Below are 15,472 nucleotides of genomic sequence, written 5' to 3'. Positions count from 1 at the left end.
CCTATTAAGATAGCGTCTAATTGCCTATTAATATAACGTCTAATTGCCTACTAGAGTATCGTCCAATTGCCTATTAGGGGCTTAATATTGGCTGTGCCCCGGTGGTTCAACTCAAAAATCCCCCCACAAATACTGCACCAAACTGATCGCCGCTACCGGCGCAGTTTCTGTGCGCAAGACTCTTGGGCCTAAGGTCAGCGCGTTAAAGTCTTGCTCCAGGGCGTGGGTGATTTCGCGTTCGCTCAGGCCGCCTTCGGGGCCGATTAATAGTGTGACGCTTTCGGGTTTTTGCTCCGCTGGCAGGGTTTTGCTGTCGCGGTGATGGAGTACAAAACGTAAATCGGATTTCACTTGTGGCAGCCAGTCAGAAATTTGTACGGGCGAATGTAAAACGGGCAATAAATTGCGTTGGCACTGTTCGCAGGCGCTGATAAGGATTTGCTGCCAGCGGTCGTGCAGTTTTTCCTGACGGTCGCCGCCTATTTTTACTTCGGTGCGCTCGGTAATGAGTGGTGTAATTTTGGTTACGCCAAGTTCAGTCGCTTTTTGCAAAACCCATTCAAAACGTTCGCCGCGTGAAATACCAATCGCTAATTCCAATTCCAGTGGTGATTCACGATTGTCGATACTGTGTTCTTGCACACTGACGATCACATGCTTTTTACTGACTTCATGAATGGTTGCCGCAAATTCACCACCAGCGCCATTAAATAAAATTAATTCGCGCCCCGCTTGCATGCGTAATACTTTGCTCAGGTGATGCGATGCCGATTCTTCCAGCGCGATTTGTTCGCCGCTTAGTAAATTTTGTTCAGTATAAATTCGTGGAATACGCATAGTGATTTACTTCAAGTAATCAGTGTTCGGTTTTACGTTGTGCAGCATCTGCAGTAGTGACGGTCGCTTCATCTGCCAAAGCAGATTGTAAAAACAATTGCGCAGCGCCTGTATGTTCAGTGAGCGCATCAGCCGCCAATAAAATCGCACCGGCTGTCCAGGTAGTTTTTTCACGCGGCCAGATAACATCATCGCAAAAATTATAGCCAGTCCAATAACCGCCATCTTCGTCTTTAAACTGAAATAGCCAGCTAAATAAATTAACGGCTTTCGCGTGTTCGCCAGCGGCTAACAGTGCAAGTGTTAGTTCGCAGGATTCAGCCACAGTCACCCAGGGTTCGTCGCTCACACAGAGGCAACCAATATTATTTTCAACAAACGTTTTCCATTTTTCATCGATACGTTGCTGCGCCGCTTTGCCTTCAACAACGCCGGTAAGAATGGGATAAAACCAATCCATGGAAAAACGGATTTTGGGTTCCCAGGTGCGGTCAAAACATTCTGGATGATGGCGTAAGGTATTGCCCAATTGTTGATGGGCACTGCGCCAGTGGTTTGCATTAAAACCCAGCTGCTCTGCGCATAAAATGGCGCACTCAAGGCTTTTATAAATAGAGCTGGAGGCCGTGACTAATGCATCTTTTTTTGGGCTGCCATCTTCCGCAACGGCCCAATAAATTTCGCCCGTCGGCGCTTGGTAGCGCAGCACAAAATCAATCGCTTTTTGCACGGCAGGAAAATAATCGAGCAAAAATTTCACATCCTGCGTGACTAAAAAATAATGCCAAACGCCGGTGGCAATATAAGCAATGAAATTGGTTTCGCGGTGATTTTTATCTACCGCTTCATCACCCAGATAATTTGCCCACCAACTGCCATCGGGCAATTGTTCTTGCACCAACCATTGGTAAGCGCGCTGCGCAGCGGCATATTCACCACCAATAGTTAAGCCCATGGCCGCTTCGATATGATCCCAAGGGTCAGCTTTGCCATTGGCAAACCAGGGAATGCAACCGTTGGCCAATTGGGTTTGCACAATATAATTAACCGTGGGGCGTAACAGCGACTCGGGGAAAAAGCCTTTGGTGAGTAATAAGTTTTTCATAAGCAGGAATCCCCTCCCCTAGCCGGGCGCCCGCTCCCCTTTTGTAAAGAAGAGGAGTGATTAATGCCTGCATCAAGGCCGACTTTTTTAAAATACATCACCACGCTTTTTCCCATAATTGGATTCAGCCATTTTTCCAGTGTTTGTGTGAGCCAGGGTTTTTCCATTAAATCCCACACCAATAAACGGTGGTAGAGTTTAATCAGCGGATTGGTGTCCTGCGTTTTCCACCAGAGGCATTTCATCCACCAAAAGGGTGAATGCAGGGCGTGTGCCCAGTGGCGCTTATAAAATCTAAATGACCGCTGCTCAATCTCAGCACGCAATTGTTTGCCATTAAAAATACGAATATGGCCGCCTTCTACCTGGTGGTATTCCTCACTTAACCACCAGCAGATTTTTTCTGGCCATGCGCGCGGCACGGTAATGGCCAGCAAGCCGCCGGGTTTGAGTATGCGCTGAATTTCAGCTAATACGCTTTGGTAATCCGGAATATGTTCCAGCACTTCGCTGCAAATAATTTTATCGAAACTGTTATCGGCAAAGGGCAAGTGGGTGGCATCTGCCTGTTGCAAGTAAAAATGTTTATTGGCAGATGCTTGATCAAAGGGTAAAAAGCGTTCACGCGATGTAAGCAAATCGCGATGATTTAAATCCACACCGATGGCGACTACATCGCCTTGCAAATAAACGTTAATCACATGGCGACCTTCGCCACAACCAAGATCCAGTACGCGGTCGCCCGCCGCCAAGGGAAAATCGCGAAAATTAATCGTAAGCATTCTGTACTTGCTCGCCCGATAGTTCACGATTGCTAATCTGATCGTCTTGTTGCTGATTCAAAACTTGGAAATAAAAACGTTCCATTTTTTTCCCTACACAATCCCAACTTAATTGTTGCAGGATATGCTCACGCCCTTTTTCGCTTAATTGCTCACGCGCTTGATTATCAAGCAACAAATCGCGTAATGCCTGTTGCAAATCATCTGTATTACCGGCGCGCACCAACCGCGCAGCATCGCCCACCACTTCCGGCAAGGCACCGCCATCGCTACAAATTAATGGCACTCCGCAGGCCATTGCCTCGGCTGCAGGTAAACCAAAACCTTCATAGAGTGATGGCACTATGGCAATGCTGGCGTGAGCATATTGCTCCACCAATTCACTGTTACTGATGCCGGATTTAAATTGAACACTCTCTTGCAGGTTCAAGGCTTGTAATTCTTTTTGGGTCTCGCCGTTTTCTTTTAGTTTTCCGATCACCACTAATTGCAGTTCGGGAAATTCACTGCGCAGCGCGGCGATGGCGCGCAGCAATATGCTTAAACCTTTTAGCGGTTGGTCAGAAGACGCGGTGGTAATTAACCGAAACGGAATACGCGCAATTCCTGCAAGCGGTTTAAAGATGTTGGTATCAACACCATTGGGAATCACGTGAATTTCTGCTGCGGGGCGATCAAATGCCTGCGCAATATCGCGCCGGGATTGCTGTGACACGGTGATGACATGCTGCAGCTTTTGCACCACAGTTTTTTGCATACCCAAAAAACTGTACCAGCGTTTAATTAACCAACGCTGGCCTCTTTCAGTGGCGGCAGCGAGGGCGAGATCGCGGTCTTGGGTGATGGGGTGATGCACTGTGGCGATGACATTCGCACCGCGCTGTTGTAAATCCAATAAGCCGTAACACAGGCTTTGGTTGTCGTGAACAATATCGTACTGTGGATTATGTTGTTTGAAATATTTCACCAAGCGACGGCCAAAACAATAGGGCTCGCCAAACGCGCCGCTTAATTTACTCCACCATTCGTAAAAATCCGCGAGCGATAAACAATGTTTTAATTTAAGCGCGCGCGTAGGGTTTGGGTGTGCGTATAAATCCAAACTCGGCAATGGTATGAGATGCACACGCGAATCTAATTCGGGATAAGGCGGGCCGGAAATGACATCCACCTTATGCCCTAAATCCACCAATGCTTTGCTCAAATACTGGAGATAAATCCCCTGCCCGCCCACATGCGGATGGCTGCGATAACCCAGCAGCGCAATGCGCAACGATTGCACCGCATGCGGCACAACCACAGATTGCGGTGACAGCTCTGGATTGCGGTCAGGATTGTGAATGGAAGGCTGGTCACGATTGACCGGAAAATACGACATAAGCAAACAAACCCTACTGTTTTGCACATTATAGGGGAGTATCGCAGGGAATCAGAATGAAAGCGCATCAGGAATCCGGTACTACCTTAAAACGCAGCACGCCAATTAACTGATCCGCCTCGGTCACGACGCGAATTTGCCAGCGGCCGGTGGAATCGGCGGGGAAATTGACTTTGTGACTCCAGGCGCGGTAGCCCGCTTCGCGGCCGCCGTGGATATCCAGAGGCACCCTGTCGATGAGTTTGCCGTTTAATTTCCATTCGTGATAAATCCGCTCGCGCAGGCCGCGCGGTGCGTGGATTGCGGTGTAAGCATAAAGACCTTTGTGCAACTCAGCAGCGGACAGGACTTTCAGATTATTTTTGGGAATTTTTTCTGCGCCGTTGATCGCACTGGCAATGGCCACATCGGTTAGCCACAGGGTTGATGGCGGTATCCAGGGCCGCACCACTAAACCGGTATAACCCAAAGCGCTAACCAGCCCCACAATGACCAAAATACGCTTCCACCAGCACCACTGGGTTCCACTGGCGATGCCAACGGCAATCAGCAACAGTGCAATCCCCAATGACCAGCAATAACTTTGCGCCGTCGGTAAATAAAAAATAATGGGCAATATGGTTTGTAAAACGGCAAAAAGCGTTATGCCATGAAACGCAAAATACCAAACGCGGCGCGGCGCTAACCAGCGGAAATAGAGTGGATCAATAATGGTGATGGCGGCAGCGACCAACAGGATCGCAGTGTAAACCGATTGGCCGCTATTCCATGCGGTAGTGAGAAATAAAAAGGGAATAACAAAAAATAAACTTTCCTGATGCATCAGCTGCGTAGCATAAACCGCCAGCGGCCGCGGGGATGACAAACCAAACCACCGCTGCGTAATCCTGTGCACCACTTTTTCAGTGAGGAACCAACACCAACTCGCCAAAATCATCAGCGCAATAATTTGCGCTAATCCTTGTTTGCGCTCCACCAATAAAAAACTTGCCAACCCCGAGCAGAAGCCAAATAACGGCATCGCCCAGGGAAAGCGGTCTGATAACGCAATAATGTTTGCAATTGCATGACTGGGAAACTTGAACATCCTTCACCTTGGGAGCGGTTAATCCTTAGGTTATAAGCTAAGGACACCTCCGTTAGCGAAATTGTTCAATCGTTTCACCTGAAACGTGATGGCGATCGGATTAGTGCTCGCGGTTTTTATCGAAATGTTTATCCACCGCCGCCAAGGCCAAGCCACCGACAAACAGCAATACCAGCACTGCCACCAGAGATACAGTTGCCACTACACCTGATACCAACATAATGATTTCTCCATCCGGGTTATTGCACCCGCTCATCAGGTTGATTCCGATAAGCGCTGGTGCCTTCAACACCAGATTGCGCGTTTTCCGGTTGCGGTTTTTTGATTCGGATCAATTACGGCCGCGCGCATTGCCCCGAACAGGCACGGATTTGATCTGGCGCAAATTCCGCCGGTGTAAGGCAAACCGCCTCGCAACCGGTTTTTTTGCCGCTTATCACTTGTCGTGACCTGTGCGGGCAGAGCCTACCTACAATGCAATGGCTATTTTCCAATAACGTTTTGAGGGACCTGCTGTGAACCACACCTCCGCATTCAATACCTTAACCAACATCCTCACCAGCCCGTCTGTGACCTTTCGCGATCTCAAAACCAAACCCGGTTTTTTATTTCCATTGCTAGCGTTACTCGCGGCCAACATTGTGTTGATGCTGTGCTTTTTTTCCACGGTGGATTTCGCGTGGATGATTGAGCAGATGGTAAATAGCCAAACGATAGATAAGAGCGCCGCCGAGCGCGCCGATATGGACAAGGCCATGAGCGGTTTAACACCCATGATCATGGGCGGCAGTGCGATGGTAGGCATGCTGCTTGGAGTCTTGGTTATTTTTAGTGTGATGGCGGTGTACTTGTTGCTCGCCAACAAATTGCTGGATAGCGAACAACTTGGATTCAAACATTGGTTTGCTCTCACCTGCTGGTGCGCCACACCCACGTTATTGACCGCGCTGGCATCGCTGGTGAATGTACTGCTCGCCAGTGATGGCCAACTGACATTAGAGGCGATCAATCCTGTCAGTTTTAACAATATGCTGTTGGATTTATCGCCCCACGACCCACTCTTTGCGCCACTCAGTTCCTGGGATCCGTTTACCGTCTGGAACCAAATATTGATGGTGCTGGGCTTTCATTATTGGACGGGGAAATCCATCGCCAAATCTGCTGCGATTGTGCTGGCACCCACGGTGGTTATTTACGGAATCTGGATTGCTATCGCATTGGCATAAGTGAGTTGTGCGCATGAAAAAATTAATTCTCGCCGCGATCATTAGCCTTGTGATCGCGGTACCAGTGGTTAAAAAAACAATTGCTGGGAATGCACAAAAAACCGTTCAGGTAGAAGCACTGCAAGAGCAGGTGATTACCCGCTCGATTTTGGCGTCCGGCAATTTGCAACACCAAGAGAAGGTGCAATTGAGTACAGAAGTGATTGGCAAGGTAAAACAGATTTTTATCAAAGAAGGCGACCGGATTAACAAAGGCCAGTTGTTGCTGCAAATTGATGATGAAGCCTATCGCTCTGCCACGGAACAACAGCAAGCGGCGGTGCGCATGCAAGAGTTGCGCATTACCCAATTGCAAGCAGATTATAAAAATGCGCAAGCGCAGTGGCAGCGCCAGCAAATATTGCACACTAAAAAATTAATCGACCAACAAACCTTTGACCAAACCACACTGGCATTAGCCAATGCAGAATTCCAATTGCACGCTGGCCGCCAACAATTAATTCAAAGCCAGGCGCTGTTGGCACAAGCGCAAACCAATCTCACCAAAACACGTATTTATTCTCCGCTCGATGGCATTGTTACCACACTGTCGATTAAAGAAGGTGAAACAGCGGTATCCGGCACCATGAATTTTGCCGGTTCCAGTTTGATGACCATTGCCAATCCACACAGCTTGCAAGCCGAAGTTTATGTGGATGAAGCCGACATCAGCCAGATTGCACCCGGCCAGCGCGCAACCATTATTGCCATTGCGCAAGAAAACCAACCTATTTCCGGCAAGGTGGATTTTATTGCCGAGACAGCCGCCGTTGCGCCAGGGCGCAGCGGTTTAAGTTTTGCGGTAAAAATTCGCTTTGATGAAAACAACACCATAAAACTCTGGCCGGGCATGTCGGCACGCGCAGAAATTTTTGTCGGCGATGATGCAAAAAAATTGGCAGTCCCTATTCAAGCGATTGTGTATGACGAGGATAAAAACCCGTTTGTTTTTATTGCCCGCAACCAAACCGCCGAACGCATTGCAGTCACCACCGGCATTGCCGATGACACCCGTCAGGAAATTACAGCGCAGGGAAAATTACGCGCTGGCGATCACATCATTACCGGCCCAGACCGCGAGCTGCGCTTTTTACAAAATGGCGATCGCATTCGCATTGAACAAACTACTCTCGCACAAACCGCATCGGTAAAGCAGGATCAAGCAAAATGATGCCATTAATTTCGCTGGTGGATATTTGTAAACACTATGTCATGGGGCAAGACACAGTGCACGCACTGGATGGAATCAGCCTGGACATTGCCAGCAATGAATATGTGGCCTTTACCGGTGCATCGGGTTCCGGAAAATCCACCTTGATGAATATTTTAGGCGCATTGGATAAACCCGGCAGCGGTGATTATTTGCTAAACGGGCGCAATGTTGCGCAGTTAAATCAGGATCAATTGGCGGAAGTGCGCAACCGCGATATCGGTTTTATTTTTCAGAATTTTAATTTGTTGCCACGCCTTTCTGCACTTGCCAATGTAATGCAACCGCTGATTTATCGCGCTGTGCCTTTGCAAGCGCGCGAACAAGCGGCGCGCATTGTGCTGGAGCGCGTGGGCTTGGAAAAACGCATGCACCATTTACCTAACCAATTATCTGGCGGGCAACGCCAGCGCGTAGCCATTGCACGCGCGTTGGTGACGCAACCTTCACTGCTATTAGCCGATGAGCCAACCGGCAATCTGGATTCCGCCACCACGCGCGACATCATGCAATTGTTTGACGAGTTGCAGCGCGAAGGCAATACCATTGTGATGGTGACGCACGAGCCGGATATTGCCCGCCACTGCCAACGCGTGGTTCGCATGCACGACGGAAAAATTGCCGAACACTATTGGAATTAATACGGAGCCTTTGTGTTTACCTTTATTGAATGCCTGCGCGCTGCGCTTATCTCTATTAAAGCCCACGGGTTGCGCAGCCTGCTCACCACACTCGGTATTATTATTGGTGTCGCATCCGTTATTGCGACGGTTTCCATTGTGCAAGGTTTGAGTTTTAACATTAACCAGCAATTTGAAGGCTTGGGTGCAAACAGTTTATCGGTGTATTCCTACACGTCATTTGATGATCAATTGCGCGGCCGCTTTGGGCGCATTACTGATCGCGATTTGCAACTAATAAGCACGCGCGTCAACGGTATTCAATCCATTACGCCTATTCTTGCATCGCGCTTTACCAGCCAGGTTCATTATGGCGCACGTTCAACTTACGGACGAGTGATTGGCACCAGCGAAAGCTATCGCAACGTAAACCAATTGTTTATTGAACATGGCCGATTTTTATCGGCGAGCGATAACCAGAGCCGCCGCCGTGTATGCGTAATTGGTGTAACGGTGCGCGATAATTTATCGCTACCGGAAAATCCGGTTGGCGAATATATTGAAATCAATAATGAATGGTTCAAGGTCATTGGTTTGGCTGAAGCCAAAGGTGAAATGCTCGGCTTACAGCAGGATGATATAGTGCTGCTACCCTACAATAGTATGCAGCGCTTGAATGGCAACGCGGCGGAATTGGATATACAGATCCAGCTTACGGTGCAACAGTTGGATGCCCTGCCTGATGTGAGTGAGCACATTCGCCAACTGTTGCGCAAAAGCCACCGCATTGAAGGCGACGACGACGATTTTAAAATCCAGTCGGCACAACAATTAAAAGATTCTATCTCGCAAATCACCTCTGCGGTCACACTGGTGATGGGTGGCATCGTCAGTATTTCACTGTTGGTCGGCGGCATTGGCATTATGAATATTATGTTAGTGTCGGTCACCGAGCGCACGCGCGAAATTGGTATTTGCAAAGCAATCGGTGCAAAACGCCATGTGATACTGCTGCAATTTTTATTGGAATCACTGCTGCTGTGTTTGTTGGGTGGATTGGTGGGCTTGCTGATGGGTTACGCTGCCGGTGCAGGTATAGCAGCCATGATCCCCAATTTTCCACCAGCGCATGTTCCCCTCTGGGCAGTTGCTTTATCGTTTGGTTTTTCCGCATTGGTCGGTTTGGTATTTGGTATCGCACCTGCGGCAAAAGCCGCTAACCTCGATCCTATTGATGCATTGCGTTACGAATAACATCCATTTTAATTTACGGAGCAAATGTGAGCAGCCTCTTGCAAAGCTTAAAGCCTTATTGGGATATCAGTTTCAATTGCAGCCGCAGCTATCGCTGGGTAATGAGCATTGTCACAGCGCTGTATTTTTTAAGCTTTCTGGTGATGATGCAATCCATGTTCCGCAGTGAATCCAACCAGATGTTACCTGCATTAATTTTCCGCGCGTGCGTTGAAGCGGGCATATTTTTTATTTCTTGCCACTTTTTTCTTCGCCCTTACCTCAAACTGTATCTGCTGCCACAAAATCGCTTTGGTTGGAACCTGCTACAGTTTTTATGTTTTGCCTTTGTGCTTGGGCTGGTGATGATTATGCTGGTGATGCAATTGGCCCAGCTTTCTCCCTTTGGTAATTTTGATTTCAGCAATATCAATATCCAGCATCCAGATGATCCGCAAAAAGATATGATCATGAATTTGACCGCACCTACTCTGATACTGATGGGTGCGATCAACATGACATTAATGTATTGCATTTGGTCACTCGCCTATTTGTTTTGGCATACATTGGTCAGCAAAAAACAGATCCAACGGCAAATGCGTGAAGCGCAAATGCAACAACTCACCAACCAATTAAATCCCCATTTTTTATTTAATGCGCTGAATAGTATTCGCGCGCTGATCTTTGAAGACCAACATAAAGCGGCGCACACACTCACACAATTATCCGAATTGTTCCGCGTGCATTTGCAAACACATTTAAAACCGGTTTCTACGCTGGAAGATGAGTGGCAGATTGCGCGGCGCTATCTGGAAATTGAACAAGTGCGGCTGGAACAACGTTTACATCTGGAACTGGAATTGGATGATTCACTCTGGCAACAGCAATTGCCTACATTAACCTTATTGACGCTGGTGGAGAACGCGATTAAGCATGGCATTAACCCTAGCCAAAAGCACGGCGTTGTTGAAATTATCAGCCGCCAGTTGGATAAAAAACGCTGGCAATTGTGCGTCAACAATACACTGGAGGGCGAAACGAGTGCGCAAGGCACCCAAACCGGATTGGCGAACTTGCAGCAGCGGCTGCACTTGTTATCGCCGTTGCATAAATTGTCCTACCGCAAAAGTCCGGGGCGTTTTGAAGTGACGATAGAAATGGCGATGGAATTGGTAATGGAGCCGGGTGATGATCAAGACATTAATCGTTGATGACGAGCGTTTGGCGCGCGCCGAATTAAAACGTTTACTGGCCGCGCATCCACACATTGATATTTGTGCTGAAGCGGCAAGTAGCGATGAAGCCAAACAGTTATTGGCGGAGTTGCCAATTGAATTGGTGTTTCTCGATATCCAAATGCCCGGTATGACAGGCCTGGAATTGGCCGCACAATTAAACCCGCAATTGCAATTTGTATTTTGCACCGCGTTTGATTCCTACGCACTGGATGCGTTCGAATTAAATGCACTGGATTATTTGGTTAAACCAATTGACCCTGACCGCTTGAGTAAAACCTTGCAGCGCCTTGCCAATAAACCGGTGCAGCAGGATGCTGCCAATTATTTGCCCGAAGCGCACGGATTATTATTAAAGTTTGGCGAGTGCAACCGCATTGTGCGTTTGAGTGAGATCAACCGTTTTGAAAGCGTTGGTAACCACAGCGCGGTTTACACCCAATACGGCAAAAGTTTTTTGCACAGCTCACTTTCCAAAATTGAACAGCGCTTGGACCCGCAACAATTTTTCCGCACCAGCCGCGCCGATATTGTGCGCGTAAGCGCCATTAAAGAATTGGAAGCAGGTTTAACACCGGGCAGTATGATGGCCGTTTTGCACGACGGCCAAACCGTGGAAGTCAGCCGCAGGCAAGTGCAAGTGTTGCGCAATCTGTTTGGCGGAATTTAATTAAGGAGTGTTTTATGGATATGTTATTGACGTTTTTCCAGCAATTCACACAAGCACCCATTACGGTTTGGCTATGGGTACTTCCACTGACCTTGGTGATCTGGTTTATTCCCAGCATTCTGGCGCTGTTTTTTAATCGCAAATATTTAAAATTGATTGTGCTCGCCAATATTCCCGCCGGATTTTCGTTTATCGCCTGGGGTGCATGTATTGTGTGGGCAGTGACGGGTAAGGTGACAGATAACATTCAGGATAAAACGATAGATAAAAAAATACGCGAATAACTGCAAAAAAAACCGGGCTTTTCGCCCGGTTTTTTTAGTGCTCGCGTTTGGATTCCAAACGTTTTTCAATGATCGAGAGCGCGAAGCCCGTCAAAATAAAAAGTGCAAAGGCACCCATCAACAGGCCGGGGCCAATCATAGCTGATGTAGACATACTATTACTCCGTTCAGGTTAGGGCGATATTCGCCGCTGCTTAATAAATACGGTTTGATGAATACAACAGATTACAAACCATCTGCGGTAAAAGTTTTCATTACATAATCCACACGCTGTTCTGCAGTGCGGTGCATACGCTCTTTGAGCGACTCAATATGGCGTAAACGGGGCAGCAAGCCGCGGCCATTTGCCACTTGAATTGCGAGTCCAGGGCGCGCGTTAAGTTCCAACAATTGCGCACCGCGCACTTTATCCAACACCAGATCGGTACCGATATAACCAAGGCCGGTCATTTCATAACACTTGGATGCCAGCAGCAGCCAGTTGCGCCAGTCGGCGATCTGGATTTCGTTGAGCGCGCGCTTGGTGTCCGGGTGGTGTGTAACCGGCTTGGAATGCTGTACGGCTTTGAGTGCACGGCCGGTGGCGATATCCAGCCCTACCCCTACCGCACCCTGGTGCAGGTTGGCTTTGCCGTCGGACTTGTGGGTCGCGAGGCGCAACATGGCCATCACCGGATAACCTTTGAAAATAATGATGCGGATGTCCGGTACGCCTTCGTAGGAGTAATCCTTGAAGTAGTCGTCGAACTGGATCAGGTCTTCCACGATCACCACATCCGGCTTACCGCCGAGTGAATACAAGCCTGCGAGGGCGTTGGTCATGTGGCGTTTAATGTCTTCGATGCTGATCTCGGCACCGGAGGATTTGATGAACTTGTCGCCGCGGCGGCCGATGATCACCAAGATCCCCTTGCCGCCTGAACCCTTGGCGGGTTTGACCGCAAAGGCTTCCAGCGCCATGAGTTTTTCTTCGATGTGCGCGATCTCGTGCTGGGCATTGACCACGAAAAACAATTTCGGGGTCGCGACTTCATACTCTTCCGCCAACAACTTGGTTTTGAGTTTGTTATCCACCAGCGGGAACAAGCTGCGCGGATTGTAGGCGGCGATAAAGTCGTGGTTGCGGCAGTTCATCCCGAGGATACCCATGCGCTTTAAACGCCAGGGGCTGACCCAGGAATTCCACCAGCGTTTGATGCCCGCAGGTGCTACAGGAGCCGATGGTGCACTCATGCATCGGCTCCTTTGTTGGTGTCATTTTTGGGGGCATCCGTTTTCGGAAGATCGGCCAGCTTGGGGCCGCTGGCGTTATCCACCATGGCGCGGAAGCGGCGCAACTCGGACAGTTTGTAGCCGGTGTATTGACCCATCAACATAATCAGCGCCAGCGCGACCAGATTCAGCTCGGGGAAGTTGAAGGTCAGGTGGCCAACCAGCGACAACTGCATCAAAGCATACGCCAGCACCGCCACTAACAGGCTGCCGCCACCTTGCACCATAACCTCTTTGGGGCCTTCTTCCTCCCACAGAATCGACATACGCTCAATGGTCCAGGCGATGATGATCATCGGGAAGAAGGTGATGGTCATACCGGTGTTAAAGCCCATCTGGTAGCCGATCAGGCTGAGCGCCGAGATGATGAAAATCACCAGCACCACCAGCGTCGCAATCCGCGAAATCAGTAGCAGGTTGAGGCGCGATAAATAAGTACGCAGCACCAATCCCATGGCGACAACGCTCACAAAACTCACCACCCCCAATACCAGCGAGGTCTGCAGGAACGCCATCGCAATCAGAATCGGCATAAAGGTACCGGAGGTTTTCAGGCCGATGATGATGCGCATAAACACCACCACCAGTGCGCCCATCGGCAACAGCAGCAACAGCTTGAACATACTTTGCTCTTCAATGGGCAGATGCTGGATGCTGAGCACGCTGAATACGCTGTCTTTATATTGAGCTTTAATCAGATCCAGCGCCGGTACGGTTTGGTGGATCATCGAGAAGCTCACGCGCGAGCGATTGCCGCCCGCGACATCCAGAATCGATTCGCCACCGGTATGCCACAGCAGCAAATTCTCGGGTACGCCCTGCTCACCGGTGTAGGGGTTAAACAGCACCCAGCTTTCGCCGTCATACACTTGCACCAGGCGGGTCAGGTTTTGGTGCCGGCGGGCATCTTCCAGATACAAGCCCAGCGCCGGACGCGCCGCAATACCGGCTTGGTTGATGAGTTTTTCCAGCAACGCGGACTTGTCCGTCTGTGCCGATAACAGCAGCGCCGAATTTTGGTCAAGCGTATCGCTATTGAGCAGTTTGATCAGCTCGCGCGCCAAGCTTTGCGGGCTGCTGGATTTCGCCCAGGCAGTATCCAGTACTTGCTGGGCCGCCGTCTCTTGCGAGGAGCCATCCCAGTCCACATGAACCGCTTGTGGTTCCTCTAATGGCGTACTGGGCGCAGTTTGCTCAACTTCGATAAATTGGGTTTTGTAGTAAATGGTCTGCGGGCCTACCGCCTCGCGCTTGGACCACTCACCACGGCGCACGCCATTTTCACTGACAACCGAGTAACCATAACCGGGCGCAGCGGCCTGCTCGCTAAAGCTGCGATAGCCGGGCGGCTCATCCGGCAACCCCAAACGGGCAGTAACCGGCTCGCCGGTAGCATCAAAATCGATACGTGCCTCAATCAACCACACCGGTTTTTGCACACCGGGAGTGAACGGGATTTCCATTTGGTTGTGGCGCATCCAGGCCGTACCCAAGCCCACCAAAACCAGCAGGCCGATAACGGTGTAAAAGGGAGCGCGGGAAGGTTTTTTCATGGGAAGTTCCTAAAGAAAGTCCTTGAGCAATCAGGCAGTGCCGGTACTGCGCACCGGCACGAATGAACAATATGCGTTAGTTTTTGGCTGGTGCGTTTTCGTCGGGGCGCTGCAGAGGTGCGAGATTATTACCACTGACATCCACCAGCATGACATCGCGCAGCAGGTTGCGGCCAATCAGGATGGGGTATTCCGAGCTGCTGCGATCCGCCAGTATAAATTCCCCTTTCTGGGAGAGTTTGCCGATGGTAAAGCGGATTTCCACCACCGGGCGGCGGTCAGGTGTTGCACTGGCAGTTTGCACGGTTTGGAAGCGCAAGCGCTTGCGCTCCAGCACATGGGGTTCTTTGGTATCGGGATTGTAGAGCGTGAAGCGCACCCACTCTTCACCGTTGCGCTCAAACATCTGGATATTGCGCGCATCGATCACCGAGTTGGCCACATTGGTGCTGATGCGGGCTTGCATCACCATATTCAAACCGGCGATCAATGCCTGCTCGCGCAGACCGACGATTTGTTTGTCGGTCATGGGCTGTTCTTTCGCGGGGCTTTTTTTAGTACTGGCAGCAACCGGCGGGCATTTTTGCTCAACCACGCGCTCAACCACTTGCGGTTTTGCTTCGATGGTTTGTTGCTGTACCGCTAATTGCTGCTGCACAGCTTGCAATTGGCGCAGGATTTCCACTTGCTGGCCGCTCACTTGCTGCGCCTGCATTTCCTGTTTGGCGAGACAAGCCTTGGCTGCATTCAATTCTGTTTGCAGTTGCTGCTGGGCTTTTTGTTGGGTACATGCACCCAGAGTCACGAGCGCAAAAGTGGCCAACACCACATTGCGCAGCGGGCGGTGCGTTATCAAAACAGATTTTTTATTCATCACAACAACCGGACGTTTCAAGAAAAAAGTTCAGGAAAATAGTTATAAAAAAACAGTGCGTTAATTG

At 49.6% G+C, this 15,472-nt stretch carries 16 protein-coding genes; 7 read left to right on the top strand and 9 right to left on the bottom strand.

Features of this window, described 5'->3' with window-relative positions:
• Positions 1-111: 111 nt before the first annotated feature.
• The 6 genes from VC28_RS15320 to VC28_RS19785 all read right to left on the bottom strand — a co-directional run bounded on the left by VC28_RS15320 (position 112) and on the right by VC28_RS19785 (position 5,445).
• Positions 112-837 (bottom strand): 16S rRNA (uracil(1498)-N(3))-methyltransferase, encoded by a 726-nt coding sequence (locus VC28_RS15320; RefSeq protein ID WP_049631411.1) that lies wholly within the window; start codon positions 835-837, stop codon positions 112-114.
• Between the two features lie 19 nt (positions 838-856).
• Positions 857-1,942: a prenyltransferase/squalene oxidase repeat-containing protein gene (locus VC28_RS15315; protein ID WP_049631410.1), complete on the bottom strand. Its 1,086-nt coding sequence runs from the start codon at positions 1,940-1,942 to the stop codon at positions 857-859.
• Positions 1,939-2,724: a class I SAM-dependent methyltransferase gene (locus VC28_RS15310; RefSeq protein ID WP_082191563.1), complete on the bottom strand. Its 786-nt coding sequence runs from the start codon at positions 2,722-2,724 to the stop codon at positions 1,939-1,941. Before VC28_RS15310 ends, VC28_RS15315 begins: the two co-directional genes overlap by 4 nt.
• The gene (locus tag VC28_RS15305; RefSeq protein WP_049631409.1) at positions 2,711-4,102 is read right to left on the bottom strand and encodes a glycosyltransferase family 4 protein; all 1,392 of its coding nucleotides are present in this window, start codon (positions 4,100-4,102) and stop codon (positions 2,711-2,713) included. Before VC28_RS15305 ends, VC28_RS15310 begins: the two co-directional genes overlap by 14 nt.
• Before the next feature lie 67 nt (positions 4,103-4,169).
• Positions 4,170-5,189: a DUF5924 family protein gene (locus tag VC28_RS15300; RefSeq protein ID WP_049631408.1), complete on the bottom strand. Its 1,020-nt coding sequence runs from the start codon at positions 5,187-5,189 to the stop codon at positions 4,170-4,172.
• 100 nt (positions 5,190-5,289) lie between these two features.
• Positions 5,290-5,445 (bottom strand): hypothetical protein, encoded by a 156-nt coding sequence (locus tag VC28_RS19785; protein WP_156184343.1) that lies wholly within the window; start codon positions 5,443-5,445, stop codon positions 5,290-5,292.
• 259 nt (positions 5,446-5,704) lie between these two features.
• Here VC28_RS19785 and VC28_RS15290 point away from each other — a divergent pair, with 259 nt between their 5' ends.
• From VC28_RS15290 to VC28_RS15260, 7 genes are read left to right on the top strand one after another with little or no spacing between them, the layout of a single operon-like run.
• Positions 5,705-6,415, top strand: a complete 711-nt coding sequence (locus VC28_RS15290) for a YIP1 family protein (protein ID WP_049631406.1) — start codon at positions 5,705-5,707, stop codon at positions 6,413-6,415.
• A 13-nt stretch (positions 6,416-6,428) separates the two neighbouring features.
• Positions 6,429-7,625 (top strand): efflux RND transporter periplasmic adaptor subunit, encoded by a 1,197-nt coding sequence (locus VC28_RS15285; RefSeq protein WP_049631405.1) that lies wholly within the window; start codon positions 6,429-6,431, stop codon positions 7,623-7,625.
• Positions 7,622-8,305, top strand: a complete 684-nt coding sequence (locus tag VC28_RS15280; protein WP_049631404.1) for an ABC transporter ATP-binding protein — start codon at positions 7,622-7,624, stop codon at positions 8,303-8,305. Before VC28_RS15285 ends, VC28_RS15280 begins: the two co-directional genes overlap by 4 nt.
• Before the next feature lie 12 nt (positions 8,306-8,317).
• The gene (locus VC28_RS15275; RefSeq protein ID WP_049631403.1) at positions 8,318-9,538 is read left to right on the top strand and encodes an ABC transporter permease; all 1,221 of its coding nucleotides are present in this window, start codon (positions 8,318-8,320) and stop codon (positions 9,536-9,538) included.
• Positions 9,539-9,564: 26 nt separating this feature from the next.
• The gene (locus VC28_RS15270) at positions 9,565-10,728 is read left to right on the top strand and encodes a sensor histidine kinase (RefSeq protein ID WP_049631402.1); all 1,164 of its coding nucleotides are present in this window, start codon (positions 9,565-9,567) and stop codon (positions 10,726-10,728) included.
• Entirely contained in the window at positions 10,706-11,422 is a 717-nt protein-coding gene (locus tag VC28_RS15265) for a LytR/AlgR family response regulator transcription factor (RefSeq protein WP_049631401.1), read from the top strand. The genes VC28_RS15270 and VC28_RS15265 overlap by 23 nt, the downstream gene beginning before the upstream one ends.
• 14 nt (positions 11,423-11,436) lie before the next feature.
• On the top strand, positions 11,437-11,706 hold the full coding sequence (locus VC28_RS15260; RefSeq protein WP_082191562.1) for a superinfection immunity protein: 270 nt from the start codon (positions 11,437-11,439) through the stop codon (positions 11,704-11,706).
• Between the two features lie 225 nt (positions 11,707-11,931).
• Here the strand turns inward: VC28_RS15260 and VC28_RS15255 are convergent, their stop codons facing one another.
• The 3 genes from VC28_RS15255 to VC28_RS15245 all read right to left on the bottom strand — a co-directional run bounded on the left by VC28_RS15255 (position 11,932) and on the right by VC28_RS15245 (position 15,405).
• Positions 11,932-12,939, bottom strand: coding sequence for an alpha-L-glutamate ligase-like protein (locus VC28_RS15255; RefSeq protein WP_049631400.1), 1,008 nt, complete (start codon positions 12,937-12,939; stop codon positions 11,932-11,934).
• The gene (locus VC28_RS15250; RefSeq protein ID WP_049631399.1) at positions 12,936-14,531 is read right to left on the bottom strand and encodes an inactive transglutaminase family protein; all 1,596 of its coding nucleotides are present in this window, start codon (positions 14,529-14,531) and stop codon (positions 12,936-12,938) included. Before VC28_RS15250 ends, VC28_RS15255 begins: the two co-directional genes overlap by 4 nt.
• A gap of 76 nt (positions 14,532-14,607) precedes the next feature.
• Positions 14,608-15,405, bottom strand: a complete 798-nt coding sequence (locus tag VC28_RS15245; RefSeq protein ID WP_049631398.1) for an ATP-dependent zinc protease family protein — start codon at positions 15,403-15,405, stop codon at positions 14,608-14,610.
• Positions 15,406-15,472 lie beyond the last annotated feature (67 nt).

Origin of the sequence: Cellvibrio sp. pealriver (genome assembly GCF_001183545.1) — a bacterium.
Lineage (GTDB): Bacteria > Pseudomonadota > Gammaproteobacteria > Pseudomonadales > Cellvibrionaceae > Cellvibrio.
Note: the sequence above shows the minus strand (reverse complement) of the source record. Positions and strands in the feature narration are given on the sequence as shown.